Raw genomic sequence first — 26106 nt, forward strand, 5'->3', positions numbered from 1 at the left:
AGGCTGTTTCTGAAGAGACAAACAACGATACGGCGACATCGGCTTCGATTGACCTGAATTTGAACATCGTGTCTGACGCGGTTGATATTAACCTGGCTTCGGAAACTGACGATATTCAGCTATTGGCTGGTGCGAATGCGACTGACTTAACAGCGGGCTCTGGCAATGACCGACTTGTAGGTGGAGCTGGTGACGATACGCTGGTTGGCGGTGACGGTAACGACACCCTGATTGGCGGTGGAGGCTCAGACATTCTGACGGGTGGCGATGGTATGGACTCGTTCGTATGGCTTAACATAGAAGATGGTGTTGAAGATACGATTACCGACTTTGATTTGTCGGAAGGGGACAGTATTGACTTGAGAGAAGTGTTGCCGGAGCTTAAAAACACATCTCCAGACATGACCGCGTTGCTACAACAGATAGACGCGAAAGTGGACGGGGATGACATTGAGCTTACGATCAACCCGGATGGCTTAGGTACTACGGAACAGGTGATTGTGGTTGAAGACCTTGCGCCACAGCTAACCTTAAGTGGCACCATGCCTTCAGATATCCTAGATGCGCTAGTACAGCAAAATGTGATAACTCACGGTTAAGCGAACCATTAAACCATAACGAAAGAGGCCAGCAATGCTGGCCTATTTTTATCTAAAACTTTAGAGAACTATTTAAGAGAGTTGTGAATCAGGAACTCTTCTTCAACACCTTTCAATTTCATTTCATCCATAATGAAGTTCACCGTGTTCAACAAACGTTGTTCACCTTTAGGAATCAGGTAGCCGAACTGACTGTTGGTGAACGGAGTTTCGCAGCGTGCCGCTTCAAGACGTTCGTCAGTCACTTGATAGAACAGACCTTCAGGGGTTTCTGTCACCATCACATCAACTTTGCCTTCTGCTACTGCTTTCGGCACGTCGAGGTTGTTCTCGTAACGTGTGAAGCTTGCATTTTGCAAGTTCGCGTCGGCAAAGATCTCGTTAGTACCGCCAATGTTCACGCCCACACGAACAGAAGAGAGGTTCACTTTCTCAATGCTGTCGTACTGTTCTGCGGTGCCTTTCGCAACCAAGAAACACTTACCAAAGGTCATGTAGCCTTGAGTTTGTTCCGCGTTTAACTGACGCTGCATTTTACGCGTAATACCGCCCATCGCGATGTCGTACTTATCGTCGTCTAGATCAGCCAGTAGATCTTTCCATGTGGTACGAACAATCTTCAATTCAACGCCTAATTGCTCCGCGATGTGCTGTGCAACATCGATATCGTAGCCAGAGTAGCTTTTACCATCGAAGTAAGAGAATGGCTTGTAGTCGCCAGTGGTGCCCACACGAAGCGTGCCTGATTTTTGAATGTCTTCTAGCTGGTCAGCGTGTGCGACACCAGAAAGTGCCAGAGCAATGGAAGCAAGTAATAGTGATGTTTTTTTCATTGTAATTGTCTGTTGTGTTTGTGTTGTCATTCAAAGTAACAGAAACAATCAGAGAAAGAGATCAAACCATTGGAAAGGTGGGAAAAGAAGATAAAACGAGGGCAGGAGATAGGTATTTCTACGGTTTATGAGCATTGACCGAGATGCGTTTCATATTCCGTTTTGATAAACCGAAGACAAACAAAAAGCCCATGTTATCGAATAACATGGGCTTCATTTTGGTTTAACTTGTTAGCTGCTTATTTAGCTATTTAGCAACTGACTCGTTGTTCATCTTAGCCGGAGCTTTAGATGCGTTAACCAGTAGGATACCAACGGTTAGTACCATCGAACCACATAGTAGGAACAACAAGCGTCCTGTTGGTTCGTTTGGAATCAGAGCCATTGCTAGGATACCGAAACCTGCTGTGCTGATAAGCTTACCAAGCATTGAACGCTGTTTAGTATCTAGGTTTTGTTGCTCTTCACCTTCCGCTACAAGCGGCGTGTTCCAGTTAGTGAATAGTTGGTCAACTTCTTTCTCACGCTCTGGCGATAGGCCTTTGTAGAAGCGAGAAGTCATGATGAAGTAACCACCTGTGAACACTACGTGAGCAGCTAAGCTAAGACCGACTTTCAGGTCGCTCCATTCACGGCCTGTAAGCGCTGTTTCTAGACCAAATAGGTTCTCGATGTCTTCTGCTTGCAGAGAGATACCGAAGATGTAAGAAACGAAACCACCAACCACTAGAGTAGACCAACCAGCCCAGTCAGGTGTCTTACGAATCCACATACCTAGTAGTACAGGGATAAGCATTGGGAAGCCAATCAACGCACCTACGTTCATTACGATATCGAACAAGCTTAAGTGACGCAGAGAGTTAATGAATAGACCAATCGCGATGATGATAATACCCATCATGATAGTCGTTAGCTTACTTACAATAACCAGCTCTTTCTGAGTCGCATTTTGACGAAGAATCGGGCTGTAGAAGTTCATTACAAAGATACCAGCGTTACGGTTCAAACCTGAATCCATAGAAGACATCGTTGCAGCGAACATTGCTGACATAAGAAGACCAACCATACCTGCTGGCATTACGTTTTGTACGAATGCTAGGTAAGCAGCATCACCGGCTTTGTCGCCCATTGATGTGTATTGCTCAGCGAACTCAGGCATGAATGCACTAACGTACCAAGGTGGTAGGAACCAAATTAGTGGACCAACAACCATAAGGATACATGCTAGGCCTGCCGCTTTACGTGCGTTTTCACTGTCTTTTGCACATAGGTAACGGTAAGCGTTGATGCTGTTGTTCATTACACCGAACTGCTTCACGAAGATGAATACAACCCAAAGGATGAAGATGCTCATGTAGTTTAGGTTGTTACCTAACATGAAGTCGCCGTCGAAGTTAGCAACGATGTTAGTTAAGCCGCCACCGTGGAAGTAAGCTGCTACCGCACAAGTGATTGTCACGGCCATGATTACAAGCATTTGCATGAAGTCAGAAGCAACAACCGCCCAAGAGCCGCCCGTTACTGCCATCAATACTAGAACCATACCCGTTACCACAATGGTCGCTTCCATTGGGATGTTGAATACCGCAGCTACAAAGATAGCTAGACCGTTTAGCCAGATACCTGCAGAGATAAGGCTGTCAGGCATACCTGCCCATGTGAAGAACTGTTCAGACGTTTTACCAAAGCGCTGACGAATAGCTTCGATCGCCGTTACCACACGAAGTTGGCGGAACTTTGGAGCGAAGTACATATAGTTCATGAAGTAGCCAAAAGCATTGGCTAAGAATAGGATTACAATAACGAAACCGTCATTGAACGCGCGTCCTGCGGCACCTGTAAACGTCCATGCTGAAAATTGTGTCATGAAGGCAGTTGCACCAACCATCCACCACAACATTTTGCCGCCCCCTCTGAAGTAATCACTTGTAGAGGTGGTGAACTTACGGAACATCCAACCAATCGCGATTAAAAAGAAGAAGTAGGCGAGAACAACAAAAGTATCAATAGTCATCTTTTCAGCCTTTTAAATATCATAATTAACTGGGCTTAGATTAACGCGTCCCAAGGTTTATTTGTACTACAATATGTCTTTAGTATGATCTAGGTCGCATTGATTTTTCGGACTCTAATGTGTTGTAATGTAAGTATTTGTTTTTATTGAATTTAAATGTGCGTGTATTTTGTTTGAGATTTAAAATAAATTGAGGTTTAAATGTTTATATGTATTACAATATAAACAAAAGCACTTACTTTGCCGTATCTATAAGATTTTAATTATAACCGTAACAAATGTGCTACAAATTGGTGTGTTGTGCGACGACATTCACGTTAATTTGGAACCCTATACTGAAAACTTTTGTATTGAGATTTCAAGTGTAGCTCATTGTTTTCACTTCGCTATTTTCTGTTTATCTGCGGCTATGAAGCCTTTCTATGCCATTTGTTCATTTTTTGTGCTTTAGAGGCGCGTATTTGGAATTTTTGTCACTGAGTAGGCGTTAAACTGGACGGGCGGGACACACTTTCGGCTCACTTTGTCTATTGTGGTCTTCAGTGCATGCGATGAGAGATGCTTGATGACGTATCGAAAAGGAACATTGCTGGATAAGGGGCTGGATAAGAAGCTGGATAGGCGACAGGGGGCACCAGTAACGCTTCGTTAGATGCGTGCTGAAGTCGATTGAAAGCTTACATTACTTGTTATTGCCTGTCTTAGTCGCGGAGCTGTGCGAACCCATAGAGAGAAAGGCGATAAGGTGTGGGGAAACAGAACGTTGATTGAGCGTGTTTTACGGTTAGTCAGCGCAATAAACGCCAGATAACAAAAAGCCCCACCGAGGTGAGGCTTCATCACTAAATCTAAAATAGATTAAGCGTTAACGTGATCAACTGCGTCACGAACCAGCTTGCCTAGCTCGTCCCACTTACCTTCGTCGATAAGGTTAGTTGGAACCATCCAAGTACCGCCACACGCAAGTACAGAAGGGATCGATAGGTATTCATCAACATTCTTCAAGCTTACGCCACCAGTAGGCATAAATTTAACAGGGTAAACCGCTGTTAGTGCTTTAAGCATGCCAGTACCGCCAGAAGGCTCAGCAGGGAAGAACTTCAACGTGCGAAGGCCCATTTCCATTGCTTGCTCAACTAGGCTTGGGTTGTTAACACCCGGTACGATTGCAACACCCTTATCGATACAGTATTGAACAGTGCGCGGGTTGAAACCTGGGCTTACGATGAAATCAACGCCAGCTTCGATAGATGCGTCAACTTGCTCGTTAGTCAGTACAGTACCTGAACCGATTAGCATGTCTGGAAATTCTTTACGCATGATGCGAATCGCTTCGATTGCACATTCTGTACGTAGCGTGATTTCTGCACATGGCATGCCGTTTTCAACAAGTGCTTTACCTAGAGGGATAGCGTCTTCAGCACGGTTGATAGCGATTACAGGAATTACTTTTAGGTTTGCTAGTTGTTCATTTAATGTAGTCATGAATTCTTTCTCACGTTAAATGTGGGCTTGCTTTCAACTAAGCAAACCCTTGATTAATAGTTAAAGTGCGTAATTATAGAGACAGATCAGGCGTCGCTTCTAGAGGAATGATAGCACCTGGATGCTGAATCACAGTCCCTGCCACAATATGACCAGCTAACGCTGCATCACGTGCATTGCCACCGCTTAAGCGCTTAGCTAGGAAGCCCGCGCTGAACGAGTCGCCAGCCGCTGTAGTATCAACAATGTTGTCTACTGGGTTTGGAGCAACGTACTGAGCGCTTTGGCTCTCAACCACTAGGCAGTCTTTAGCACCACGTTTAATGATGATCTCTTTCACACCAGATTCAGACGTACGTGCAATACACTGTTCAATGCTTTCGTCGCCATACAACTCTTGCTCGTCATCGAACGTCAGTAGAGCCGTGTCTGTGTACTTAAGCATCTTCAAGTACCAAGAGATCGCTTCTTGTTGGCTTTCCCAAAGTTTTGGACGGAAGTTATTGTCGAAGAATACTTGGCCGCCTTGCGCTTTAAATTTGTCTAAGAAGTTGAATAGCTGCGTGCGTCCATTCTCTGTCAAGATAGCAAGCGTAATACCACTTAGGTAAACCGCATCAAAAGAGAATAACTTATCAAGTAGAGCAGGCGTGTCTTCCTGGTCAAACATGAACTTTGCTGCAGCATCATTACGCCAGTAGTGGAAACTGCGTTCACCAGTTTCATCGGTCTCGATGTAGTAAAGCCCTGGTTGTTTGTGATCAAGCTGAGCAATTAAGCTAGTGTCGATACCTTCCGCTTGCCACTTTTCTAACATGTCGGTACTGAATGGGTCAGTGCCTAGTGCTGTTACGTAGCTCGTGTTGATATCTTGCTCTTTTGTTAAGCGAGACAAGTAAAGTGCAGTATTTAGTGTATCGCCACCGAAACTTTGCTTAAGCCCGTCTTGTTTCTTTTGTAGCTCAACCATGCACTCGCCAATGACCGCGATGTTTAATGATTTCATATGCTTACCTTAGCAACTGAGGTTGCGCTAGTTATTATTTTAGGAAATCTTCACGCGCAGGGTTGAAGATATCAAGAAGGATGCTGTCTTGCTCTAGTGCAACAGCACCGTGCATCATGTGTTTACGAGCGAAGTAAGCATCGCCTTCTTTAAGGACTCTCTTTTCGCCTTCAATCTCAGCTTCGAAGCTGCCACGAACTACGTAACCGATTTGGTCATGGATTTCGTGAGTATGAGGGTGGCCAATCGCGCCCTTGTCAAAACATAGGTGTACTGCCATTAGATCGTCAGTGTAAGCAACGATTTTACGCTTAATGCCGCCACCAAGTTCTTCCCATGGGTTTTCATCTAGGATAAAGAAAGAGTTCATTGTGTATCTCCTAATCTGTTTAAATCTTTTAAGTGTTACTTAACTTGCATCCATCATAAGGGAATGAGTTTAATTGTAATACAATATATCTAAATTTGTGTGATATTGATCAAGCGATACTTTATATAGCGTAAATAAATCAACAACTTAATAAATGGTCAATATTTACCATTAGTCAGCTACATCAATGACTTATGGCTAATTGTGTGACTCTACTCATCATTTAGCGACGAATAGGTATAATTAAAGCTCATATTGTATTACTTTATATGGAGTTTGAAAATTTAATCAAAGTTTAAGCAGATAAACTCTTTATTGAGGGTGACAAAGAATATGACGACTAAACCAGTATTGTTGACTGAAGCAGAAATCGAGCAGCTTCATCTTGAAGTGGGCCGTTCTAGCTTAATGGGCAAAACCATTGCAGCGAACGCGAAAGATCTAGAAGCATTCATGCGTTTACCTATTGATGTCCCAGGTCATGGTGAAGCCGGGGGTTACGAACATAACCGCCATAAGCAAAATTACACGTACATGAATCTAGCTGGTCGCATGTTCTTGATCACTAAAGAGCAAAAGTACGCTGACTTTGTTACAGAATTACTAGAAGAGTACGCAGACAAATACCTAACGTTTGATTACCACGTACAGAAAAACACTAACCCTACAGGTCGTTTGTTCCACCAAATCCTGAACGAACACTGCTGGTTAATGTTCTCAAGCTTAGCTTACTCTTGTGTTGCTTCAACCCTGACACAAGAACAACGCGACAATATTGAGTCTCGCATTTTTGAACCGATGTTAGAAATGTTCACGGTTAAATACGCACACGACTTCGACCGAATTCACAATCATGGTATTTGGGCAGTAGCGGCTGTCGGTATTTGTGGTCTTGCTCTTGGCAAGCGTGAGTACCTTGAGATGTCAGTGTACGGGATTGACCGTAACGACACTGGCGGCTTTCTAGCGCAAGTTTCTCAGCTGTTTGCACCTTCTGGTTACTACATGGAAGGTCCTTACTACCACCGTTATGCGATTCGTCCAACGTGTGTGTTCGCTGAAGTAATTCACCGTCATATGCCTGAAGTGGATATTTACAACTACAAAGGCGGCGTGATTGGTAACACAGTACAAGCGATGCTTGCGACGGCTTACCCGAACGGTGAGTTCCCGGCTCTGAATGATGCTTCTCGTACTATGGGTATCACAGACATGGGTGTTCAGGTTGCAGTAAGTGTTTACAGCAAGCATTACTCTTCTGAAAACGACGTAGATCAAAACATTCTTGGTATGGCGAAGATTCAAGACGCAGTTTGGATGCACCCATGTGGTCTTGAGCTATCTAAAGCCTACGAAGCAGCTTCTGCTGAGAAAGAAATCGGCATGCCTTTCTGGCCAAGTGTTGAATTGAACGAAGGCCCTCAAGGTCACAACGGCGCACAAGGCTTTATCCGTATGCAGGATAAGAAAGGCGACGTTTCTCAACTTGTTATGAACTACGGCCAACACGGTATGGGTCACGGCAACTTTGATACGCTGGGTATTTCTTTCTTCAACCGTGGTCAAGAAGTACTGCGTGAATACGGCTTCTGTCGTTGGGTGAACGTCGAGCCTAAATTCGGCGGCCGTTACCTAGACGAAAACAAATCTTACGCTCGTCAAACAATTGCACATAACGCAGTAACGATTGATGAAAAATGTCAGAACAACTTTGACGTTGAGCGCGCGGATGCAGTACACGGCTTGCCACACTTCTTCAAAGTAGAAGACGAGCAAATCAATGGCATGAGCGCATTTGCTAACGATCATTACGAAGGTTTTGACATGCAACGCAGCGTGTTCATGCTAAACCTTGAAGAATTAGAATCTCCGCTACTATTAGATCTTTACCGTTTAGATTCTGAGAAAGGCGGCGAAGGCGAGCATCAATACGACTACTCACACCAATATCAAGGTCAGATTGTTCGTACTAACTTTGAATACCAAGCAAACAAAGAGCTGAACACGCTAGGTGAAGACTTCGGTTACCAACACCTTTGGAACGTGGCAAGCGGTGAAGTGAAGGGCACAGCACTGGTAAGCTGGCTACAGAACAACACCTACTACACGTGGCTAGGTGCAACGTCTAACGACAATGCTGAAGTTATCTTTACTCGCACTGGCGCTAACGACCCAAGCTTCAACCTACGTTCTGAGCCTGCGTTCATTCTACGTAGCAAAGGCGAAACAACATTGTTTGCTTCTGTTGTTGAAACTCACGGTTACTTCAACGAAGAGTTCGAGCAATCAGTTAATGCACGTGGTGTTGTGAAAGACATCAAGGTAGTGGCTCACACGAATATCGGTTCGGTAGTTGAGATCACCACAGAGAAATCAAACGTGACCGTGATGATCAGCAACCAACTTGGCGCGACTGGCAGTACTGAACACAAAGTAGAGCTGAACGGCAAAGTATACAGCTGGACAGGCTTCTACTCAGTAGAAACAACTTTAAACCCAGAATTAGCAGAGCAGGGGAAATAATAATGAGCTATCAACCACTTTTACTTAACTTTGATGAAGCAGCAGAGCTTCGTAAAGAACTTGGCAAGGATAGCCTTTTAGGTAACGCACTGACTCGCGACATTAAACAAACTGACGCTTACATGGCGGAAGTTGGCATTGAAGTACCAGGTCACGGTGAAGGCGGCGGTTACGAGCACAACCGTCACAAGCAAAACTATATCCATATGGATCTAGCGGGCCGTTTGTTCCTTATCACTGAGGAAACAAAGTACCGTGATTACATCGTTGATATGCTAACAGCATACGCGACGGTGTACCCAACACTTGAAAGCAACGTTAGCCGTGATTCTAACCCTCCGGGTAAGCTGTTCCACCAAACGTTGAACGAGAACATGTGGATGCTTTACGCTTCTTGTGCGTACAGCTGTATTTACCACACCATCTCTGAAGAGCAAAAGCGTCTGATCGAAGACGATCTTCTTAAGCAAATGATCGAAATGTTCGTTGTGACTTACGCACACGACTTCGATATCGTACACAACCACGGCTTATGGGCAGTGGCAGCGGTAGGTATCTGTGGTTACGCAATCAACGATCAAGAGTCAGTAGACAAGGCGCTTTATGGCCTGAAACTAGACAAAGTAAGCGGCGGTTTCTTAGCACAACTTGACCAACTGTTCTCGCCAGACGGCTACTACATGGAAGGTCCTTACTACCACCGTTTCTCGCTACGTCCAATCTACCTGTTCGCAGAAGCGATTGAACGTCGTCAGCCTGAAGTTGGTATCTATGAATTCAACGACTCAGTGATCAAGACAACGTCGTACTCTGTATTCAAAACAGCATTCCCAGACGGTACATTGCCAGCTCTGAACGATTCATCGAAGACAATCTCTATCAACGATGAAGGCGTTATCATGGCTACGTCTGTGTGTTACCACCGTTACGAGCAAACAGAAACTCTGCTTGGCATGGCTGATCACCAACAAAACGTTTGGGTTCATGCTTCAGGTAAAACATTGTCTGACGCGGTTGATGCAGCCGACGACATCAAAGCATTCAACTGGGGTAGCCTGTTTGTAACGGACGGCCCTGAAGGCGAAAAAGGCGGCGTAAGCATCCTTCGTCACCGTGATGAGCAAGACGACGACACAATGGCGTTGATCTGGTTTGGTCAGCACGGCAGCGACCACCAGTACCACTCTGCGCTAGACCACGGTCACTACGATGGCTTGCACCTAAGCGTATTCAACCGTGGCCACGAAGTGCTGCACGATTACGGCTTCGGTCGTTGGGTAAACGTTGAGCCTAAGTTTGGTGGTCGTTACATCCCAGAGAACAAGTCTTACTGTAAGCAGACGGTTGCTCACAACACAGTAACGGTTGATCAGAAAACGCAGAACAATTTCAACACAGCACTGGCTGAGTCTAAGTTTGGTCAGAAGCATTTCTTCGTAGCAGACGACCAGTCTCTACAAGGCATGAGCGGCACTATTTCTGAGTACTACACTGGCGTAGACATGCAACGCAGCGTGATTCTTGCTGAACTTCCTGAGTTCGAAAAACCGCTAGTGATTGATGTGTACCGCATCGAAGCTGACGCTGAGCACCAGTACGACCTACCCGTTCACCACTCTGGCCAGATCATCCGTACTGACTTTGATTACAACATGGAAAAAACGCTTAAGCCGCTAGGTGAAGATAACGGTTACCAACATCTATGGAACGTGGCTTCAGGCAAAGTAAACGAAGAAGGTTCTTTAGTAAGCTGGCTACATGACAGCAGCTACTACAGCCTAGTAACTAGCGCGAATGCGGGCAGCGAAGTGATTTTTGCTCGCACTGGTGCTAACGATCCAGACTTCAACCTTAAGAGTGAGCCTGCGTTCATCTTACGTCAGTCTGGTCAAAACCACGTGTTTGCTTCTGTACTAGAAACGCATGGTTACTTTAACGAGTCTATCGAAGCCTCTGTAGGCGCTCGTGGTCTAGTTAAATCAGTATCTGTTGTGGGCCATAACAGTGTCGGGACTGTTGTTCGCATTCAGACTACTTCTGGTAACACTTACCACTACGGTATTTCAAACCAAGCTGAAGACACGCAGCAAGCAACTCACACTGTTGAGTTTGCTGGTGAGACATACTCGTGGGAAGGATCATTTGCTCAACTGTAAATGATTGACACGCAAGTTATTTAACGATGGCTTGTGTTGATGTGGTGCTTTGCGGGAACGAAGCATCACATTGAATTCAGTTGTGATTGCAAAATCGTTCGTTGATACCAACAACGACTGAATACATCGGGAATAAGTTAAACCGAGTAACTCACTGCGAGTTGCTCGGTTTTTTTATGCTTGCTGCTTTTAAAAGAAGTGGGAGAGAGGATGGGGCAACGGAGCTTCCCTTTTTCTTCGTATCCTACAGAGTGGGCTAAAGTATAATTTGGGATTTAAATTGAAGGGATTCAAGGATGAAGTGGTTATTGGCAATAGTTACGATATCTGGCGTCGCATTGGCGGCAGACAATAACAGTGTTGAGGTGAGCAGTGAGCATTTTGTCCGTTATCAATACCAAGACAAAGTCAGCTATGGAAAGCTAGACAATGACGTTGTGTTACCGATCAGCGGCGATATCTTTGGCGAATATTCGGTAGCAAAAAATTCGATCCCGTTAGAGTCGGTTGAGGTGTTACTGCCAACAAAACCAGAGAAAGTCTTCGCTGTCGGAATGAACTTCGCTAGCCATTTAGCCTCACCTGCCGATGCACCACCGCCGATGTTTCTTAAACTTCCTTCCTCTTTGACTCTCACGGGCGAAGTGATTCAAGTGCCAGAAAAAGCAAGAAATGTTCATTTTGAAGGCGAGCTGGTGGTTGTGATTGGTAGAGAGCTCAGCCAAGCCAGTGAAGAAGAAGCCGAGCAAGCGATCTTTGGTGTCACAGTGGGCAACGATATTACGGAAAGAAGTTGGCAAGGCGCCGATTTACAATGGCTCCGAGCGAAAGCTTCCGATGGCTTTGGCCCGGTTGGCAACACAATTGTGCGTGGCATTGATTATAACAATGTTGAGTTGACCACTCGTGTTAACGGCAAAGTGGTTCAACAAGAAAATACCTCGTTCATGATTCACAAGCCTCGAAAAGTTGTCAGCTATTTGAGCCACTATTTTTCCCTCAAACCAGGTGACCTTATTTTTATGGGCACACCGGGCAGAACGTTTGCTTTATCCGATAAAGACCAAGTGAGTGTCACCATTGAAGGGGTAGGGACTGTCGTTAATGAAGTGCGCTTCTAAGCACGAATTTGCCTGTAAAGTCTTTACAAACAAAAAGCCTACTCAGTGAGTAGGCTTTGATCTTATTACTAGCTAGCCGTCTATTTGACGTTGTTTTTATTATTTAGATAAGGGCTTTTCTTGCTTTCGCTGCCAACCATTCGGAGAAGATGACCGTCACTAGAATCGCACAGAAAATCACCGTCACTTGAGGCCATGCCAGCATTGCCATCGACTCTTGCAGTTTTAAGCCGATACCGCCTGCGCCCACCAAACCTAAAACTGTAGACTCACGAATATTGATGTCCCAACGGAACAAGCTCGTGCCGATGAAACTTGGCATCACTTGCGGAAGAATGCCGTAGTTCAATACCTGCAGCGGAGAAGCTCCGGTCGATTGGATTGCTGACATCTGTGTTGCGTTCACTTCTTCAATCGCTTCATACATTAACTTCGCTACAAAACCAATCGAACGTAGCGCAATCGCAATGATACCAGCCAACAAACCTGGGCCGATGATTGCTACTAACAACAACGCCCAAATTAACGAGTTGATTGAGCGACTTGCCGCGATGATGAACAGCGCGATAGGTCTGATAAACGTCATGCTTGGCGTTGTATTACGTGCAGCTAAGAACGCAACTGGAAACGCGAGTACGATCCCTAACAGTGTGCCAAGTGTCGCGATGTTAATGGTGTCCCACAACGGGCTCCAAAGAGACTCCAAGTAGCTCCATCTTGGTGGCCACATACGTGAAGAGATATCAGCAAATTGATTCGGTGAGTCAGTCACAAAGTACCAAATCGTATCCTTGTTCATGACTTGCCATGCGAATACTGTCAAAGCAACAAAGCAAAGCCAGCCCAGCCAAAGCATTAGGCTCTGTTTACTGTCGTAACGCTGCCATTGGGTACGATTGATGGCGCTTGTCGGTGTTTCATTTAGCGTGCTCATTGGTCGTTCCTTACTGCACATGCTTACGGATGATGGTTGATAGGTATTCACACAACATCACAATCACGATAATAATCAATAGAATAGCGGCTGCTGCGCTGTATTCGTAACGGTCCATAGCTGTGTTTAACGTTGCGCCGATACCACCTGCGCCAACAATGCCAATCACGGCAGACTCACGGAAGTTGATGTCGAGTCGGTACATCGAAAGGCCAATAAAGCGCGGCATCACCTGTGCTTGAATGGCGTAATTCACCTGTTGTAGCCAGCTTGCGCCAGTCGCGCGCATTGCAGTGAGTGGTGCAGGGTCAATGGCTTCAATCTCATCAGCAAACAGTTTTGCTAGAAAGCCAATGGTCGCGAAGGTTAGCGTGACAAAACCTGCAAAGGTACCAAAGCCAAACAGTGCGACACACAGAATCGCAACGATGATCTCTTGTAAGCTACGAGCGATTGAAATGAACGCACGACAGAATAGGTAAACAGGAGTCGGAGCAAGGTTTTTGGCTGCGCCTAATCCGAATGGTATAGAAAGAAGGACACCCGCCACGGTCGATGTGAGCGTCATGGTTAAGCTCTCAATCAAACCTTGCGAGATGTTGTTCCAACGGCCACCAAAATCTGGGTTCATGAAAGCCAAAATGAACTGCCAGCCGCGTTCGCTGCCTTCGTAAATTCGAGCCCAGTTGACGTGTACCGATTGAGTCGCAAGGTACAAGTAAACCGCGACCATGATGATTAAGCTCCAGCGTAGCCATGGGCTAGAAATCAGTGGCGGCTTTGTCCACTGTGTTGGGTATTGTTTGGAATTCTGTTTTCCTGACTTTAAATGCTGCTGAACTTGATTTGGATATGGTTGAGTCATATTGTTGCCTCAGACAGGCGAGGGCTTGTGATGATGAGGTCATCGGCCTCTTCTTCTGCTTGTTGACTCCAGTCTTCTTCACCGTAGATTTGCGTTAAAACATCTTCAGTGAGCAGGTTTGGTTTGTCATCAAATACGACACAACCTGCATTCAAGCCGACAACACGGTCAACAAACTGCTTTGCTAATTGAACATCGTGAATATTGATGATGGCAGGGAGCTGTTGCTCTGAACAAATCTCACTGATCAGTCGCATGATTTGGCGCGCAGTACGTGGATCAAGTGCCGCTGTTGGCTCATCAATCAATAATAATTTCGGTTTCTGAGCAAATGCACGTGCAATACCAACACGTTGACGCTGACCACCCGACAGAGCATCGGCTCTTTTATTAGCGTGTTCTAACAATCCAACACGGTCGAGTAGCGCATAAGCGGCTTGGATATCCGACTCCGGGAAACGACGAGTAAAGCTTTGCCAGAAATTCACGTAACCCAAACGTCCTGAAAGTACGTTTTCCATCACCGTCAAACGCTCAATCAGCGCGTACTCTTGGAAAATCATCCCGATTTCACGGCGTGATTGTCTCAGTTGTCGCTTAGACAGCGTTTCTAGATTGGTATTGGAAAAGATCACTTCGCCGCTGGTGGGTTCGGTGAGCCGATTAATACAACGGATAAGCGTTGATTTACCCGCACCAGATGGACCAATTAAACCAACCACTTCACCGGCATTGACCGACAAGCTAACGTTGGTAAGGGCTTTATCAGAACTGGAGTAGTGCTTGGTAAGCCCTTTAAGGGTAAGAGTAGACATAGAATTCCTATAAGAGCGGTGTACTAAGAGCTCGCCTGAGACAGGCATGGAAAGTAAACCGGAAAGAGTGGTGAATAACTGCAGGCGATTACACCTGCAGTTAGTTTTATCGGTGTGTGATTGGCTTTTTAGTTCGGTTGAACTTAGCTACACGTATAAGAGACTTTGTTTGCCGTATCGATAGTACGGATCACTTCCCAGTGCTCTTTGTAAGTAATAGGAACGAACTGCGCTTCGCCGTTACGTTCAAATTCTTCTTGAAGCTTTGTGCCTTCCCAATCGAAAGTGAAGAACGCTTTTTGAATCTTCTCTTGCAGCTCTGGCGTCAGGTTGTGCGCTGTGCCGTAAGCGGTAGTCGGGAAGGTTTGAGACTTGTAGATGCTCTTGATTTGGTCTTCTTTCACAACATCGCGTGAAACCATGCGGTTTAATACTGAGTTAGCGACGGCTGCAGCATCGTAATCTTTGTGCGCCACACCCAAAATAGAGTTGTCGTGTGCGCCAGAGAATGCTGGTTTGAAATCTCGATCAGGTTGAAGTTGGTATTCAGCGTCCAAAATCGCAGAAGGTGCTTTGAAGCCAGAGTTAGACGTTTGTGATGTGAACGCTAGGTTCTTATCTTTTAGGTCTTCCACTTTCTCAATGCCAGAACCAGGGTAAGTGATGATTTCCATTTCGTAACCGAAAGAGCCATCTTCTGCAGCCATCATTGTGAATGGGGCAAAGCCTGCACAGTTAACCGCTAGTGGTGTAGAACCTGTGTTGAAACCTGCAATATGTAGACGACCTGAACGCATTGCTTCAATTTGAGCTGCGTTATTTTGAACAGGGAAGAAACGAACCGTCTTTTCCGTTGTTTTTTCAAGGTGGCTCAAAAACTCGCTCCACACATCAGCGTATACTGCAGGATCTTCAACTGGCGTATAAGCAAAAATTAGCGTGTTTGGGTCAACCCATTGTGATTCATCTTGAGGAACATCAGCAACCAAGTTGCCAGAGCGATCTTCGTATCGTGTATCCATTGCTAATGCAGAACCAGAAAAAATCAGCGCAGCAGTAATAGCGCTCTTAAGCGTGAGATTTGTTTTTGTCGGTTTCATTATTTCAGTCCAATTGAGTGATGTCTTGGGAAGGGAGTATAGAAATCGAGGATGACAGAACCGATGCGTTTTGATGACGGATTTATGAATGGTGTAACATAATATTTCTAGCTGTGTGGAATCAGATGATTTATAAGCGTTTGATTCATTGAGTAAATTAATAGAGCACGACTCGTTGCTATTTAACTCAATTGGCGCTAGGTTGAAATCCTGTTATAGTGATCCTTAAATAATACATAAACATAACATATAAAATAAGTGAACTTATGGTTAGCACTTTTAATTCAATCTCGGGCTCGAAGCGCAGCCTGCACGTGCAAGTAGCGCGTGAAATCGCTCGTGGAATCTTGTCTGGTGAACTGCCACAAGGTTCTATTATTCCTGGTGAAATGGCGCTGTGTGAACAGTTTGGTATCAGCCGTACGGCACTTCGTGAAGCCGTTAAACTACTGACTTCTAAAGGTCTGTTAGAGTCCCGCCCGAAAATCGGTACTCGTGTAGTAGATCGCGCATACTGGAACTTTCTTGATCCTCAACTGATTGAATGGATGGATGGTCTAACCGACATAGACCAATTCTGTTCTCAGTTTTTAGGCCTTCGCCGTGCGATTGAACCTGAAGCGTGTGCATTAGCTGCAAAATTTGCGACTGCTGAGCAACGTATCGAGCTTTCAGAGATCTTCCAGAAGATGGTTGAAGTGGATGACGCAGAAGTGTTTGACCAAGAACGTTGGACAGACATCGATACTCGTTTCCATAGCTTGATCTTTAATGCGACAGGTAACGATTTCTACCTGCCATTTGGCAATATTCTGACGACCATGTTCGTTAACTTCATCGTGCACTCTTCTGAAGAGGGCAGCACATGTATCAATGAACACCGTAGAATCTATGAAGCGATTATGGCTGGCGACAGTGAAAAAGCTCGTACAATGTCAGCGGCTCACTTGCAAGATGCTAACCACCGTTTAGCCACTGCAAACTAAACACGGTTTTCAACTTCATTTGAACCAGTCAAAAAGGTATGCCAAGTGCATGCCTTTTTTGTTTTTAGAAAGCGTGTTGCACCATGTGTGGCACTGTTTTGGTTCACCCCCGCTTAACCCTTTCTTAAGTTAATTCCTTCTTGTGTACGCCTAGCGATCGTCCTCTTTACCATCAAAATAAAAATAATATTACGCTCGATATTCGTTTTTAGACACTCGAGCTCCCCCCCAAATAATTATGCGCCATCCATGATTTTTCATTTTTGTATATTTTTAATCCGCCATCGTTTGAACAGGATATGCCGCTTCAATATGGATTAATTTAAGTTGAATTCTAATGAAATTGTCCACTCTCAATAGATAAAAAACACTGGTTTATTGTGTGATAAATGAGGGTAATTTCGCTCTGATTTGGCTTTTATTATTTTTGAGGATTTTATATTTATATGTGTTTGGTTGTATTTGTTAATAAGTGTGCAAAGTCTCACTTTTTTATAAGTCTTTGATTTTAATGGGTGTGATGTTCTTTGGTCTTGGTTTTTTGAGTTTTCACCTCAAATACCAGTAATTTCCTTAATGGATTGGCCATATTCCATCCTATGTCATATATATAATTAACTTAATCAATCAAAATAAGATCGCCATCACTTATTTGGATTATTGTACTACAAATAAAGTTTGAGATTTCCTATAGTCCTCGTAACAAAATACAACGGACAAAGGATACACGATGGAACTCAACACGATTATTGTCGGCATTTATTTCCTATTCTTGATTGCGATAGGTTGGATGTTTAGAACATTTACAAGTACCACCAGTGACTACTTCCGCGGGGGCGGTAACATGTTGTGGTGGATGGTTGGTGCAACCGCCTTTATGACCCAGTTTAGTGCATGGACATTCACCGGTGCGGCAGGTAAAGCGTATAACGATGGTTTTGCAGTCGCGGTCATCTTCGTAGCTAACGCATTTGGTTACTTCATGAACTTCGCATACTTTGCTCCAAAGTTCCGTCAACTACGTGTAGTAACGGTAATCGAAGCAATTCGTATGCGTTTCGGTGCGACTAACGAACAAGTCTTCACTTGGTCTTCAATGCCAAACAGTGTTGTTTCTGCCGGTGTATGGTTAAACGCACTAGCAATCATCGCATCTGGTATCTTCGGTTTCGACATGACAGCAACTATCTGGATTACCGGTTTGGTTGTATTGGCAATGTCTGTAACGGGTGGCTCATGGGCGGTAATCGCATCTGACTTTATGCAAATGGTTATCATCATGGCAGTAACCGTGACATGTGCTGTTGTTGCTGTTGTTCAAGGTGGCGGTGTTGGTGAAATCGTGAATAACTTCCCAGTAGCGGAAGGCGGGTCTTTCCTTTCTGGTAACAACATTAACTACTTAAGCATCTTCAGCATTTGGGCATTCTTCATCTTCGTGAAGCAGTTCTCTATTACTAACAACATGCTTAACTCTTACCGTTACCTAGCGGCTAAAGACTCAAAGAACGCGAAGAAAGCGGCGCTACTAGCGTGTGTGCTAATGCTTTGTGGTGTATTTATCTGGTTCATGCCTTCTTGGTACATTGCAGGTCAAGGTGTCGACCTAGCGGCAGCTTACCCAGATGCAGGTAAGAAAGCGGGTGACTTTGCCTACCTATACTTCGTACAAGAGTACATGCCAGCAGGTATGGTTGGCCTTCTAGTTGCGGCGATGTTTGCAGCGACAATGTCTTCAATGGATTCTGGCCTAAACCGTAACTCAGGTATCTTTGTTAAGAACTTCTATGAACCAATCGTTCGTAAGGGTGCGGCTAGCGAAAAAGAACTAGTAACGGTTTCTAAGATTACTTCTGCCGTGTTTGGTATCGCTATCATCCTTATTGCACAGTTCATCAACTCGCTTAAAGGTTTGAGCCTGTTCGATACCATGATGTATGTAGGCGCACTTATCGGCTTCCCAATGACAATTCCTGCATTCCTTGGCTTCTTTATTAAGAAGACTCCGGACTGGGCTGGTTGGGGTACGCTAGTGGTTGGTGGTTTTGTTTCTTACTACGTAGGTTTCGTTGTTAACGCTGAAATGGTGTCTTCAATCTTCGGTCTGGAAGAGCTAACAAGCCGTGAATGGTCTGATGTTAAGGTAGCTATCGGTCTGATTGCTCACATTACGCTGACTGGTGGTTTCTTCATCCTATCAACTCTGTTCTACAAGCCATTAACTGAGAAGCGTCAAGCAGACGTTGATAAGTTCTTCGGTAACCTATCTACTCCATTAGTTGCGGAGTCAGCAGAACAGAAAGTACTGGATAACAAACAACGTGAAATGCTTGGTAAACTGATTGCGGTAGCGGGTGTCGGTATCATGCTAATGGCTCTACTTACTAACCCAATGTGGGGGCGCTTAGTCTTCATCTTATGTGGTGTGATAGTTGGTGGTGTTGGTGTGCTATTGGTTAAAGCGGTCGATGACGGCGGCAAGCAAGCGAAAGCAGTAACCGAAAGCTAATACATAGAAAACGATTATAATAGAATGCGACGACTCGAAAGGGCGTCGCATTTTTTTTGCTCTGCGAAACGGAAAAACCGTCAGGTGGAAGATATCTGACCTAAATCACGAAAACTGTACAAAATGGTTCAATCGAACCGAAATAGATTCAATTGTCCTACAATAAGACGTATATTATTACTAATTCCTTTCAATCAACTTGAAAAATAAGTGAGTTAGAATGAGCGACCAAAAATCTCTTGATGCAATCAGGAAGATGAAGCTGGAGAATGATACTTCAGCAGGTAATCTTGTAGACCTACTCCCTATCGAAGTACAGAAACGTGACTTCGACCTATCATTCCTAGACAACTTGAGCGAGGCGCGTCCACGCCTTCTTGTTCAAGCAGATCAGTTAGAAGAATTCAAAGCGAAAGTGAAAGCTGATGAAGCTCACTGCATGTTTGATGACTTCTACAACAACTCGACAGTTAAGTTCCTTGAGACTGCTCCTTTCGAAGAGCCTCAAGCGTACCCAGCTGAGACGGTAGGTAAAGCTTCTCTATGGCGTCCTTACTGGCGTCAAATGTACGTTGATTGCCAAATGGCACTGAACGCGACACGTAACCTAGCAATTGCTGGTGTTGTGAAAGAAGACGAAGCGCTAATTGCTAAAGCAAAAGCTTGGACTCTAAAACTGTCTACGTACGATCCAGAAGGCGTGACTTCTCGTGGCTATAACGATGAAGCGGCTTTCCGTGTTATCGCGGCTATGGCTTGGGGTTACGACTGGCTACACGGCTACTTCACAGATGAAGAACGTCAGCAAGTTCAAGATGCTTTGATTGAGCGTCTAGACGAAATTATGCACCACCTGAAAGTGACGGTTGATCTATTGAACAACCCACTGAACAGCCACGGTGTTCGTTCTATCTCTTCTGCTATCATTCCAACGTGTATCGCGCTTTACCACGATCACCCGAAAGCAGGCGAGTACATTGCATACGCTCTAGAATATTACGCAGTACATTACCCACCATGGGGCGGTGTAGACGGCGGTTGGGCTGAAGGTCCGGACTACTGGAACACACAAACTGCATTCCTAGGCGAAGCATTCGACCTATTGAAAGCATACTGTGGTGTAGACATGTTTAACAAAACATTCTACGAAAACACAGGTGATTTCCCGCTTTACTGCATGCCTGTTCACTCTAAGCGCGCGAGCTTCTGTGACCAGTCTTCAATCGGTGATTTCCCGGGTCTAAAACTGGCTTACAACATCAAGCATTACGCAGGTGTTAACCAGAAGCCTGAGTATGTTTGGTACTACAACCAACTGAAAGGCCGTGATACTGAAGCACACACCAAATTCTACAACTTCGGTTGGTGGGACTTCGGCTACGACGATCTTCGCTTTAACTTCCTTTGGGATGCTCCTGAAGAGAAAGCACCATCGAACGATCCACTGTTGAAAGTATTCCCAATCACGGGTTGGGCTGCATTCCACAACAAGATGACTGAGCGTGATAACCATATTCACATGGTATTCAAATGTTCTCCGTTTGGCTCAATCAGCCACTCTCACGGTGACCAAAACGCATTCACGTTGCATGCATTCGGTGAAACGCTAGCGTCAATTACTGGCTACTACGGTGGTTTCGGTGTTGATATGCACACTAAATGGCGTCGTCAAACGTTCTCTAAGAACCTTCCACTATTTGGCGGTAAAGGTCAGTATGGCGAGAACAAGAATACAGGCTACGAAAACCACCAAGATCGCTTCTGTATCGAAGCGGGCGGCAACATCTCTGATTTCGACACTGAATCTGATGTGAAGATGGTTGAAGGTGATGCAACAGCGTCTTACAAGTACTTCGTTCCTGAAATTGAATCTTACAAGCGTAAGGTCTGGTTTGTTCAAGGTAAAGTATTCGTAATGCAAGACAAGGCAACGCTTTCTGAAGAGAAAGACATGACTTGGCTAATGCACACAACTTTCGCAAACGAAGTGGCAGACAAGTCTTTCACTATCCGTGGCGAAGTTGCGCACCTAGACGTAAACTTCATCAACGAGTCTGCTGATAACATCACGTCAGTTAAGAACGTTGAAGGTTTTGGCGAAGTTGACCCATACGAGTTCAAAGATCTTGAAATCCACCGTCACGTTGAAGTGGAATTCAAGCCATCGAAAGAGCACAACATCCTGACGCTTCTTGTTCCTAATAAGAACGAAGGCGAGCAAGTTGAAGTGTCTCACAAGCTTGAAGGCAACACGCTAATGCTAAATGTTGATGGTGAAACGGTTTCAATCGAACTGTAATTCGCTGAAGCAACAGAAGCTAGATACTAAAAACTCCGAGTGAAAGCTCGGAGTTTTTTTGTTTGGCTAGTTAGTAAGTTGGATAAGTTGGCAACGTTGGGAAGCCCATCAGGTTGAAAGAAAACTAAATGAACCAGAATCAATCGCTTCTCGATACCAAGTCAGTGGCTTAAGGGCTGAACCTGGAAGCTGATACACACAAAGGCTGGGTATGTACTCAGCTACTATGCTTAATGAAAGGTGCTGGAGTCGTATACGAGACCAGCATTTATCGCTCTGTTAAAAGAATAGGGCGCCAACACCTTTTCGTAAAAACTGATATGACTTACTTCTGCGTGAACGGTCTAATCACTGGCTGAGTAGGGGAGTCGTGAACTATACATAGGTAATGGCGTAGCTTGTGCTTACTAATCGTATGACATTTAACGTATGTTATTTCATCAATAGACGGTTTTTAAAGTGGCAAATAGTTCCTGTAAGTACAAAGCGTGACCCATATTTTCTCGTAAAGTGAACCCCCGTCACAACTTACGTCTAACCATTAAATCAATGCCCTAAAACTATTGCGTAACGAGAAAGACGTAGTTATTATAATGAGCATATAATCATACAATACTATATTTGGAGTTTGAACATGACTAAACCTGTAATCGGTTTCATTGGCCTAGGTCTTATGGGCGGCAACATGGTTGAAAACCTGCAAAAGCGCGGCTACCACGTAAACGTAATGGATCTAAGCGCTGAAGCTGTTGCTCGCGTTACAGATCGCGGCAACGCAACTGCATTCACTTCTGCTAAAGAACTAGCTGCTGCAAGTGATATCGTTCAGTTTTGTCTTACAACTTCTGCTGTTGTTGAAAAAATCGTTTACGGCGAAGATGGCGTTCTAGCGGGCATCAAAGAAGGCGCAGTACTAGTAGACTTCGGTACTTCTATCCCTGCTTCTACTAAGCAAATCGGCGCAGCTCTTGCTGAAAAAGGCGCGGGCATGATCGACGCACCTCTAGGTCGTACTCCTGCACACGCTAAAGATGGTCTTCTGAACATCATGGCTGCTGGCGACATGGAAACTTTCAACAAAGTTAAACCTGTTCTTGAAGAGCAAGGCGAAAACGTATTCCACCTAGGCGCTCTAGGTTCTGGTCACGTGACTAAGCTTGTAAACAACTTCATGGGTATGACAACTGTTGCGACTATGTCTCAAGCTTTCGCTGTTGCTCAACGCGCTGGTGTTGATGGCCAACAACTGTTTGACATCATGTCTGCAGGTCCATCTAACTCTCCGTTCATGCAATTCTGTAAGTTCTACGCAGTAGACGGCGAAGAGAAGCTAGGTTTCTCTGTTGCTAACGCAAACAAAGACCTTGGTTACTTCCTTGCTCTTTGTGAAGAGCTAGGTACTGAGTCTCTAATCGCTCAAGGTACTGCAACAAGCCTACAAGCTGCTGTTGATGCAGGCATGGGTAACAACGACGTACCAGTAATCTTCGACTACTTCGCTAAACTAGAGAAGTAATCGACGTACGACCTCGCTAGGGTATTGCCTGTCTTTTAGATGGCGATACCTGAGCGAGGTTCGTTTTTATCTGCCATATCCAACCTTTGTTCCCTCGTTAAAACCTTCTACTTCAATTTCCTCAGCTACACCTAATCAAAACTCTGTTACTGCCTCAATTCCTATTTTTTCTATATCTATTTCTAACGGTAAATTCAAAACCTTCTAGCGCCCACTCGTTCATTTACTTTTCTTCGTAAACTTAAAACCAGCACACTTACATGATTGTTGGTGATGGCTTAACACTGCTCGTATATCGGTCCTGAAAAGAAAGTAAAAAAAAGCCCACACAGCTGGTGACTGTATGGGCATGTTCGGACGAGCCGTCTGGAAAAACAAATGAGCAATAGTAAGTGAAAAAACGAATAACGAGATCCCCCGACAGTTTCTACGTTAAACGCGTTCAATGACCTTAAAGCGGCTGCTTCAATTATCACTTTGAATTGAACAAAAGCATCCAGAAAGAACTTAAGTTATGATTCAAATACACCATAACTTAAGGCTTATTGTATTACAAATAAATTTTAAGATTGAATGCCTTTAGTGAATGGTTAGTTGGTAGAAGTGTGAGTTAAGACTCATTTTTTTACTCTACTGGGTGAGGAGAAGAAGAAGAGTTTCCGAAAAAGTGTTATCGGAGAAATGATGAGCTAATTATCTAAAATTCGATCTATTTGAATGCGTTATGCGTCAATGTTTAACTTCGAACAAAATCCAAACTCATAAATGATACCTATGTCACAGCGCGATTTTAGCCAGTTTTAATATATCAAGATCGCTCACAGAATGGTTGGTCAATTAAGCATACAATATTAATTAAAATGATGGTTGTGACGATGGATCGGCATGAACAGGTTTCACTTCCCGTATCTTCGAAAATGCAAAAAATAACCATTTCATTCGGATGAAAATAATAGACATAGGTTGATATGGATGATGAGTTTTATGAATTCAAAATTGTCTCTAGGGTTTAAAGGAAAATTGATTTTAATGGTAGCGATCGTCAGTTCTAGTGCTTTGGCATTTACGAACTGGTTTACGCTTAACTTGGCCACTGAACAGGTAAACCAAACGATTTATAACGAGATTGATCACTCGCTTACGATAGAAATCAATCAAATAGAAAGTACCGTTCAGCGCACCATCGATACCGTTACCTCTGTTGCACAAGAGTTCATGACATCCCCATACCAAGTGCCGAATGAAGCACTCATGCATTATGCTGCAAAGCTCGGTGGCATTGACAAGATTGTAGTGGGTTTTGACGACGGCCGTTCTTATACCTCTCGCCCTTCAGAGTCTTTCCCTAACGGTGTTGGAATAAAAGAAAAGTACAATCCAACCACTCGACCTTGGTATCAACAAGCCAAATTGAAATCAGGCTTATCTTTTAGTGATCTGTTTTTCACTAAGAGTACTCAAGTGCCTATGATTGGTGTGACGTACTCATACCAAGATCGTGTCATCATGGCCGACATACGTTTTGACGATTTGGAAACTCAGCTTAAACAGCTGGACAGTATCTACGAAGCCAAAGGCATTATTATCGACGAGAAAGGGATGGTGGTCGCTTCAACAGTCGAAAACGTACTTCCGCAAAGCAATATATCTTCTGCAGATACTCAGATGAGACTCAATAGTGCCATTGAACAGCCTGACCAATTCATTGAGGGTGTGATTGATGGCAACCAGAGAATTTTGATGGCCAAGAAAGTGGATATTGGCAGCCAGAAAGAATGGTACATGATCTCTAGTATCGATCCTGAACTCGCGCTCAATCAGTTGAATGGCGTGATGTCGAGTGCGCGTATCCTTATCGTGGCATGTGTGCTTGGCTCGGTGATATTGATGATTTTACTGCTGAATCGCTTCTACCGCCCAATCGTGTCACTGAGAAAAATCGTCCACGATCTATCTCAAGGTAACGGAGACCTGACTCAAAGGCTTGTTGAGAAGGGGAATGATGACTTAGGGCATATCGCCAAAGACATCAACTTGTTCATCATTGGTCTGCAAGAGATGGTTAAGGACGTCAAATTTAAGAACTCGGATCTCGATACTAAGGTACTGAGTATTCGTGAAGGTTGTAAAGAAACCAGCGATGTACTGAAAGTTCACACTGATGAAACGGTTCAAGTGGTCTCTGCAATTAACGGCTTATCTGAAGCATCAAACGAAGTCGAGAAGAGTTCTCAGTCGGCGGCAGAAGCAGCAAGAGAGGCCGCTGTGTTCAGTGATGAGACGAAACAAATTAACATAGTGACGGAAACCTATATCAGTGATCTTGAGAAGCAAGTCTGCACCACCTCTGATGATATTCGCTCAATGGCGAATGAAACGCAGAGCATCCAGTCTATCGTGTCTGTGATTGGAGGAATTGCGGAACAAACTAATTTGCTGGCATTGAATGCGTCAATTGAAGCGGCGAGAGCGGGTGAGCATGGCCGAGGTTTCGCGGTGGTTGCTGATGAAGTCCGTGCGTTAGCCAACCGAACTCAAATCAGTACTTCTGAAATTGATGAAGCGCTGTCTGGCTTGCAGTCTAAATCAGATGGTTTGGTTAAATCGATTGAGTTGACCAAAAGTAACTGTGAAATGACGCGTGCCCAAGTGGTTCAAGCGGTAAATATGTTGGCCAAGCTAACGGAACAGATGGAAACGGTAAGTCGTTTTAATAACGATATTTCGGGTTCGTCTGTTGAGCAGAACGCCCTTATTCAGAGCATTGCTAAGAACATGCATAAGATTGAAAGCTTTGTTGAGGAGCTTAATAAGCTAAGCCAAGATCAGTTGATTGAATCAGCAGAAATCAAAACACTTAACGGCAGCGTTAGTGACTTGATGAGCAGCTTTAAGGTTTAACTTTTCTAATATTTATATTTAAAAATCAACATACTAAGTTTAGTTGTTGATCTGAGAGCCACTCAATAGCTTGC

At 44.4% G+C, this 26106-nt stretch carries 18 protein-coding genes; 9 read left to right on the plus strand and 9 right to left on the minus strand.

The annotated features are described in order from the left end of the window. Positions 1-599: calcium-binding protein (locus IQQ51_RS12950; RefSeq protein ID WP_193841285.1), on the plus strand; the 599-nt coding region annotated here is incomplete at its 5' end. Between the two features lie 68 nt (positions 600-667). On the opposite strand, the gene IQQ51_RS12955 is transcribed toward IQQ51_RS12950, so the two are convergent. The 5 genes from IQQ51_RS12955 to IQQ51_RS12975 all read right to left on the minus strand — a co-directional run bounded on the left by IQQ51_RS12955 (position 668) and on the right by IQQ51_RS12975 (position 6307). Next, on the minus strand, positions 668-1432 hold the full coding sequence (locus IQQ51_RS12955; protein ID WP_017067326.1) for a transporter substrate-binding domain-containing protein: 765 nt from the start codon (positions 1430-1432) through the stop codon (positions 668-670). A 247-nt stretch (positions 1433-1679) separates the two neighbouring features. After that, on the minus strand, positions 1680-3446 hold the full coding sequence (locus tag IQQ51_RS12960; protein ID WP_048613936.1) for a sodium:solute symporter family transporter: 1767 nt from the start codon (positions 3444-3446) through the stop codon (positions 1680-1682). Positions 3447-4304: 858 nt separating this feature from the next. Further along, positions 4305-4931 carry a bifunctional 4-hydroxy-2-oxoglutarate aldolase/2-dehydro-3-deoxy-phosphogluconate aldolase gene (locus IQQ51_RS12965; RefSeq protein WP_017069898.1) on the minus strand — a complete coding sequence of 209 codons (627 nt, stop codon included), beginning with the start codon at positions 4929-4931 and terminating at the stop codon, positions 4305-4307. Between the two features lie 73 nt (positions 4932-5004). Continuing rightward, positions 5005-5937 (minus strand): sugar kinase, encoded by a 933-nt coding sequence (locus IQQ51_RS12970; protein ID WP_017061485.1) that lies wholly within the window; start codon positions 5935-5937, stop codon positions 5005-5007. 34 nt (positions 5938-5971) lie between these two features. Further along, on the minus strand, positions 5972-6307 hold the full coding sequence (locus IQQ51_RS12975; RefSeq protein ID WP_048607082.1) for a cupin domain-containing protein: 336 nt from the start codon (positions 6305-6307) through the stop codon (positions 5972-5974). Between the two features lie 333 nt (positions 6308-6640). On the opposite strand from IQQ51_RS12975, the gene IQQ51_RS12980 reads away from it, so the two are divergent. The 3 genes from IQQ51_RS12980 to IQQ51_RS12990 all read left to right on the plus strand — a co-directional run bounded on the left by IQQ51_RS12980 (position 6641) and on the right by IQQ51_RS12990 (position 12107). After that, entirely contained in the window at positions 6641-8830 is a 2190-nt protein-coding gene (locus tag IQQ51_RS12980; RefSeq protein WP_193841286.1) for a heparinase II/III domain-containing protein, read from the plus strand. Between the two features lie 2 nt (positions 8831-8832). Continuing rightward, a complete protein-coding gene (locus IQQ51_RS12985) occupies positions 8833-10986 on the plus strand; it encodes a heparinase II/III domain-containing protein (RefSeq protein WP_048607077.1) in 2154 nt (717 codons plus the stop codon). 296 nt (positions 10987-11282) lie between these two features. Then, complete coding sequence (locus IQQ51_RS12990) at positions 11283-12107, plus strand: fumarylacetoacetate hydrolase family protein (protein WP_193841287.1); 825 nt, start codon at positions 11283-11285, stop codon at positions 12105-12107. Between the two features lie 103 nt (positions 12108-12210). Here IQQ51_RS12990 and phnE (IQQ51_RS12995) read toward each other — a convergent pair whose 3' ends face one another. The 4 genes from phnE (IQQ51_RS12995) to phnD all read right to left on the minus strand — a co-directional run bounded on the left by phnE (IQQ51_RS12995) (position 12211) and on the right by phnD (position 15821). Then, complete coding sequence (gene phnE / locus IQQ51_RS12995; RefSeq protein ID WP_048616507.1) at positions 12211-13041, minus strand: phosphonate ABC transporter, permease protein PhnE; 831 nt, start codon at positions 13039-13041, stop codon at positions 12211-12213. Between the two features lie 10 nt (positions 13042-13051). Next, positions 13052-13906, minus strand: coding sequence for a phosphonate ABC transporter, permease protein PhnE (phnE, locus tag IQQ51_RS13000; protein ID WP_228012849.1), 855 nt, complete (start codon positions 13904-13906; stop codon positions 13052-13054). Beyond that, positions 13903-14721 (minus strand): phosphonate ABC transporter ATP-binding protein, encoded by an 819-nt coding sequence (gene phnC, locus IQQ51_RS13005; protein ID WP_193841288.1) that lies wholly within the window; start codon positions 14719-14721, stop codon positions 13903-13905. The genes phnE (IQQ51_RS13000) and phnC overlap by 4 nt, the downstream gene beginning before the upstream one ends. 143 nt (positions 14722-14864) lie before the next feature. Further along, positions 14865-15821: a phosphate/phosphite/phosphonate ABC transporter substrate-binding protein gene (gene phnD, locus IQQ51_RS13010; RefSeq protein WP_193841289.1), complete on the minus strand. Its 957-nt coding sequence runs from the start codon at positions 15819-15821 to the stop codon at positions 14865-14867. A 266-nt stretch (positions 15822-16087) separates the two neighbouring features. On the opposite strand from phnD, the gene IQQ51_RS13015 reads away from it, so the two are divergent. The 5 genes from IQQ51_RS13015 (at position 16088) to IQQ51_RS13035 (ending at position 26032) form a co-directional block, all read left to right on the plus strand. After that, on the plus strand, positions 16088-16807 hold the full coding sequence (locus IQQ51_RS13015; protein ID WP_193841290.1) for a FadR/GntR family transcriptional regulator: 720 nt from the start codon (positions 16088-16090) through the stop codon (positions 16805-16807). A gap of 730 nt (positions 16808-17537) precedes the next feature. Further along, a complete protein-coding gene (locus tag IQQ51_RS13020) occupies positions 17538-19316 on the plus strand; it encodes a sodium:solute symporter family transporter (RefSeq protein WP_048613949.1) in 1779 nt (592 codons plus the stop codon). A 220-nt stretch (positions 19317-19536) separates the two neighbouring features. Next, positions 19537-21615, plus strand: coding sequence for a DUF4962 domain-containing protein (locus IQQ51_RS13025; RefSeq protein WP_052878556.1), 2079 nt, complete (start codon positions 19537-19539; stop codon positions 21613-21615). 634 nt (positions 21616-22249) lie between these two features. Next, positions 22250-23131 carry an NAD(P)-dependent oxidoreductase gene (locus IQQ51_RS13030; protein ID WP_048607064.1) on the plus strand — a complete coding sequence of 294 codons (882 nt, stop codon included), beginning with the start codon at positions 22250-22252 and terminating at the stop codon, positions 23129-23131. A 1029-nt stretch (positions 23132-24160) separates the two neighbouring features. Beyond that, on the plus strand, positions 24161-26032 hold the full coding sequence (locus IQQ51_RS13035) for a methyl-accepting chemotaxis protein (RefSeq protein ID WP_193841307.1): 1872 nt from the start codon (positions 24161-24163) through the stop codon (positions 26030-26032). Positions 26033-26106: the final 74 nt, after the last annotated feature.

The sequence above is a fragment of the Vibrio sp. OPT18 genome (assembly GCF_015163615.1).
Classification (GTDB): Bacteria; Pseudomonadota; Gammaproteobacteria; order Enterobacterales; family Vibrionaceae; genus Vibrio; species Vibrio coralliirubri.

What these genes read in the sequence shown, in the direction of transcription:
- IQQ51_RS12955 (WP_017067326.1), bottom strand. Translation starts at nt 1,432, where the DNA reads ATGAAAAAAACATCACTATTACTTGCTTCCATTGCTCTGGCACTTTCT.
- IQQ51_RS12960 (WP_048613936.1), bottom strand. Translation starts at nt 3,446, where the DNA reads ATGACTATTGATACTTTTGTTGTTCTCGCCTACTTCTTCTTTTTAATC.
- IQQ51_RS12965 (WP_017069898.1), bottom strand. Translation starts at nt 4,931, where the DNA reads ATGACTACATTAAATGAACAACTAGCAAACCTAAAAGTAATTCCTGTA.
- IQQ51_RS12970 (WP_017061485.1), bottom strand. Translation starts at nt 5,937, where the DNA reads ATGAAATCATTAAACATCGCGGTCATTGGCGAGTGCATGGTTGAGCTA.
- IQQ51_RS12975 (WP_048607082.1), bottom strand. Translation starts at nt 6,307, where the DNA reads ATGAACTCTTTCTTTATCCTAGATGAAAACCCATGGGAAGAACTTGGT.
- IQQ51_RS12980 (WP_193841286.1), top strand. Translation starts at nt 6,641, where the DNA reads ATGACGACTAAACCAGTATTGTTGACTGAAGCAGAAATCGAGCAGCTT.
- IQQ51_RS12985 (WP_048607077.1), top strand. Translation starts at nt 8,833, where the DNA reads ATGAGCTATCAACCACTTTTACTTAACTTTGATGAAGCAGCAGAGCTT.
- IQQ51_RS12990 (WP_193841287.1), top strand. Translation starts at nt 11,283, where the DNA reads ATGAAGTGGTTATTGGCAATAGTTACGATATCTGGCGTCGCATTGGCG.
- phnE (WP_048616507.1), bottom strand. Translation starts at nt 13,041, where the DNA reads ATGAGCACGCTAAATGAAACACCGACAAGCGCCATCAATCGTACCCAA.
- phnE (WP_228012849.1), bottom strand. Translation starts at nt 13,906, where the DNA reads ATGACTCAACCATATCCAAATCAAGTTCAGCAGCATTTAAAGTCAGGA.
- phnC (WP_193841288.1), bottom strand. Translation starts at nt 14,721, where the DNA reads ATGTCTACTCTTACCCTTAAAGGGCTTACCAAGCACTACTCCAGTTCT.
- phnD (WP_193841289.1), bottom strand. Translation starts at nt 15,821, where the DNA reads ATGAAACCGACAAAAACAAATCTCACGCTTAAGAGCGCTATTACTGCT.
- IQQ51_RS13015 (WP_193841290.1), top strand. Translation starts at nt 16,088, where the DNA reads ATGGTTAGCACTTTTAATTCAATCTCGGGCTCGAAGCGCAGCCTGCAC.
- IQQ51_RS13020 (WP_048613949.1), top strand. Translation starts at nt 17,538, where the DNA reads ATGGAACTCAACACGATTATTGTCGGCATTTATTTCCTATTCTTGATT.
- IQQ51_RS13025 (WP_052878556.1), top strand. Translation starts at nt 19,537, where the DNA reads ATGAGCGACCAAAAATCTCTTGATGCAATCAGGAAGATGAAGCTGGAG.
- IQQ51_RS13030 (WP_048607064.1), top strand. Translation starts at nt 22,250, where the DNA reads ATGACTAAACCTGTAATCGGTTTCATTGGCCTAGGTCTTATGGGCGGC.
- IQQ51_RS13035 (WP_193841307.1), top strand. Translation starts at nt 24,161, where the DNA reads ATGGTAGCGATCGTCAGTTCTAGTGCTTTGGCATTTACGAACTGGTTT.